This window comes from Burkholderia pseudomultivorans (genome assembly GCF_902499075.1).
GTDB lineage: Bacteria > Pseudomonadota > Gammaproteobacteria > Burkholderiales > Burkholderiaceae > Burkholderia > Burkholderia pseudomultivorans.
Genome location: NZ_CABVPP010000115.1, coordinates 1 through 3,624 on the forward strand (window position 1 = coordinate 1; position 3,624 = coordinate 3,624).

The 3,624-nt window shown below is 69.1% G+C and carries 3 protein-coding genes; all 3 read right to left on the reverse strand.

The window, feature by feature from the left end; translation table 11 throughout:
* The coding region (locus BST28156_RS34290) for a methyl-accepting chemotaxis protein (protein WP_174904556.1) at window positions 1–1,697 on the reverse strand (1,697 nt) is incomplete at its 3' end.
* 27 nt (window positions 1,698–1,724) lie between these two features.
* Window positions 1,725–2,249, reverse strand: coding sequence for a chemotaxis protein CheW (cheW, locus tag BST28156_RS34295; protein ID WP_060245968.1), 525 nt, complete (start codon window positions 2,247–2,249; stop codon window positions 1,725–1,727).
* Between the two features lie 48 nt (window positions 2,250–2,297).
* Window positions 2,298–3,624: chemotaxis protein CheW (locus BST28156_RS34300; protein WP_174904557.1), on the reverse strand; the 1,327-nt coding region annotated here is incomplete at its 5' end.

Consider the following 3,624-nt stretch of genomic DNA (forward strand, 5'->3'; position numbering starts at 1 on the left):
GACGTTGCCGCAGCGGCGCGACGCGCCGGCTGCGGCGCCGGCAGCACGGCGACCGACTTGGCGGCGTGACCGACGGCCGACGGCAATGCCGCGGCCGGTTCCGCCGCCAGCGAACGCGCGGGCGGCGACGCGAGCGCGATGCCGCCCGCAACGCGCCAGCCCGACACGATCGCCTTCATCTGGCGCGTCTGCTCTTCGAGCGACGCGGCCGCGGCCGCGGCCTGCTCGACCAGCGCCGCGTTCTGCTGCGTGACGGCATCCATCTGGCCGACCGCGCGATTGACCTGCTCGATGCCGGTCGACTGCTCGTCGGACGCGGCGCTGATCTCGCCCATGATGTCGGTCACGCGGCGCACGGCCTGCACGATCTCGTCCATCGTCGAGCCGGCGCGCGCGACCAGCGCCGAGCCGCTTTCGACCTTGTCGGCGGAATCGCCGATCAGCTGCTTGATTTCCTTCGCGGCACTCGCGCTGCGCTGCGCGAGCGAGCGCACCTCGCCCGCGACGACCGCGAAGCCGCGGCCCTGTTCGCCCGCCCGCGCGGCTTCGACCGCCGCGTTCAGCGCGAGGATGTTGGTCTGGAACGCGATCCCCTCGATCGTGCCGATGATGTCGACGACCTTGCCCGAGCTGGCCGCGATGTCCTGCATCGTCGACACGACCTGGCCGACCACCTCGCCGCCCTGCGTCGCGATGTCCGACGCGTTCACCGCGAGCTGGCTCGCCTGGCGCGCGTTCTCCGCGTTCTGCCGCACGGTGCCGGTCAGCTGCTCCATGCTCGATGCGGTTTCCTGCAGCGACGCAGCCTGTTCCTCGGTGCGCTGCGACAGGTCGGTGTTGCCGGTCGCGATCTCGCGCGCGCCGACGTCGATCGATTCGGTGCCGCGATGCACGGCCTGCACCATCGTCGTGACCGCGTCCTGCATCCGCTTGATGCCGCCGAACAGGCGGCCGATCTCGTTCTTGCTGAACACGTGCACCGGCTGCGTCAGGTCGCCGCCGGCGATGCGCTCGAAGTGGCCGATGGCGTCCTCGAGCGGCTTCACGATCAACCCGCGCAGCGCGAAGCGGATCGCGACCACGACCACGAACGCGAGCGCGATGCCGGCCGCGATCAGCGCGATCATCAGCGAGATCTGCGACTGCGTGGCCGCCTGGCGCTGCTCCGCGCGCTTTTGCAGCGATGCGATCACGGCCGACGCGGCCTGGTCGTACGCGACGAACATCGGGCTGATCTTCGTGTCGGCGACCGCGTGGTACGCGGCCATGTCGCCCGCACGCGCGGCCGCGAACTCGGGCTCGACGCCTTCCTTCACGATCGTCGCGTAGCGCGCCGCCAGCTCGTCGACGAGCGCCTGCTCGACGCCGAGCTTCGGCGTCGCCTGGAACGCCTGCCAGTTCTGGTTCGACTTCGTGTACAGCTCCTGCGCGCGGTCGAGCACCTTGCCCGCCTCGGCGGTGTTGCCGGCCTCGGTCAGCGAGCGGAAGCGGTCGAGCGACACGCGCGCGCGCAGCAGATACGACGAGGTGTCGTCGAGCGTGTGGATCGCAGGCAGGTCGACGTGCGCGATCTCGTCGAGCGAGCGGCTCGCGTGATTCAGCGCGAATAGGCCGAGCCCGCCGACGGCTGCGGCCAGCGCCACGAGGATGAGTCCGACCGCCGTCAGCGTCGTGCGGATCGACCAGTTGTGCAACATCGCAGATTCTCCCGGAATGGCCGGCGCTTACGCGCCGAGCGTCTCGATCAGCGCCATTTCGCGGCTCGACATCAGCTTTTCGATGTCCATCAGGATCAGCATCCGGCCGTCGACCGTGCCGAGCCCCGTCAGGTACTCGGTCGTCAGCGTCGCGCCGAATTCCGGTGCCGGCATGATCTGGTCGGTCTGCAGCGTCAGCACGTCCGACACGCCGTCGACGACCATCCCGACCACGCGGTGCGCGACGTTCAGGATGATCACGACGGTCTGGTGGTCGTACTCGACGCGGCCGAGGTGGAACTTGATGCGCATGTCGACGATCGGCACGATGATCCCGCGCAGGTTGATCACGCCCTTGATGAACTCGGGCGCGTTCGCGATGCGCGTGACGCTGTCGTAGCCGCGGATTTCCTGCACCTTCAGGATGTCGATCCCGTATTCCTCGTCGCCGAGCGTGAACACGAGGAATTCCTGGCCCGTCGCGTCGCCCTGCTCCGCGTCGCGGCGGCCGGTCGTCGCATTGGCCGCGTTCGCCGCGGCCGGATTGATCATTTGGACTTCAGCAGACACGTTTGCCCCCAATCGGTTGAATGGCGAGAGTCAGAACATCGCGAGCTCGGCGCCGGCTCGGGCGCCGTGCGTCGCACGGGTTTCGCGGTTCAGCGCCGCGACGTCGACGATCAGCGCGACGCTGCCGTCGCCGAGGATGGTCGCCGCCGAGATGCCGTGCACCTTGCGGTAGTTGGTTTCGAGGTTCTTCACGACCACCTGCTGCTGGCCGACCAGCTCGTCGATCAGCATCGCGAAGCGGCGCCCCTCGGTTTCCATGATCGTGACGATCCCCTGCGTCGGGTCGGTGCGCGCGTCCTCGACCGAGAACACTTCGTGCAGCGCGACGAGCGGCAGGTATTCGCCGCGCACGCGCACCACGCGCTCGCCGTTGCCGACCGTGTAGATGTCGTCGTTCGACGGCTGCAGCGACTCCATCACGAAGTTCAGCGGCAGGATGAAGATCTCGCCGCCGACCTTCACCGACATCCCGTCGAGGATCGCCAGCGTGAGCGGCAGCACGATCCGCGTGGTGGTGCCGCGGCCGGCCTGCGACGTGATCTCGACGTGGCCGCCCATCGACTGGATGTTGCGCTTCACGACGTCCATCCCGACGCCGCGGCCCGACACGTCGGTCACCGTCTCGGCAGTCGAGAAGCCCGGCGCGAAGATCAGCTGCCAGACCTCGTCGTCGCTGATGTTCTCGGAAATCTGCATGCCCTGCTTCGCGGCCTTCGCGAGGATCCGCTCGCGGTTCAGCCCCGCGCCGTCGTCGCTGACCTCGATCACGATGTTGCCGCCGTGATGCGCGGCCGACAGCACGAGCTGGCCGACCGCGTCCTTGCCGGCCGCGACGCGCTTGTCGACCGTCTCGATGCCGTGGTCGAGGCTGTTGCGCACGAGGTGCGTGAGCGGGTCGATGATCCGTTCGATCAGGCTCTTGTCGAGCTCGGTCGCCTGGCCGAACGTGACCAGCTCGACCTGCTTGCCGAGCTTGCCGGCCAGATCGCGCACCAGGCGCGGGAAGCGGCTGAACACGTAGTCCATCGGCATCATGCGGATCGACATCACCGCTTCCTGCAGGTCGCGCGCGTTGCGCTCGAGCTGCGCCATCCCGTTGAACAGGCGGTCGTGCAGCGCCGGATCGAACGCGCTCGCGGTTTCCGCGAGCATCGCCTGCGTGATGACCAGTTCGCCGACCAGGTTGATCAGCTGGTCGACCTTCTCGACGCCGACGCGGATCGAGCTGCCTTCGCCGCCCGACGCGGCCGCGGCGGCGGGGCGCGCGCGCTTGTCGTCGTGATGCGCGTGCGGCGGCGCGGCCGGCGCGTCGGGTTCGGCGTGCGGCGCGGGCTGCGATGCGGTGGCCGGCGCGGGC

What these genes read in the sequence shown, in the direction of transcription:
- cheW (WP_060245968.1), bottom strand. Translation starts at nt 2,249, where the DNA reads ATGATCAATCCGGCCGCGGCGAACGCGGCCAATGCGACGACCGGCCGC.